The 252-nt window shown below is 45.2% G+C and carries 1 pseudogene; it reads right to left on the bottom strand.

The annotated features are described in order from the left end of the window. Nucleotides 1–107: 107 nt before the first annotated feature. Nucleotides 108–252: pseudogene (locus tag ACZ3HG_RS24365) on the bottom strand (phage late control D family protein); the annotation flags it as partial.

Genomic DNA, 252 nt, shown 5'->3' on the forward strand with positions numbered 1-252 from the left:
GCTGTCTGGCATAAAGGGCAGTGCATCATCATCAATATCCTAAAAAAGGGCAGGGGAGAACCACTTAGTTTGAATATGCAAATCGTGTTTTGCAAATTACACCCGAATTAAGCAGTTTCCGTTTCACCCTCTGTTTCTGACTGATATTCAATATCTGAAAGCAGCACTTCAAACTCAAGCGTGGTTGTATATCCGCTGCCGCTCAGGCTATGTGTGACCTTGCTGATAATCCACGGCTGCGCATCGATCACG

The sequence above is a fragment of the Erwinia sp. PME.40.26/001 genome (assembly GCF_055556675.1).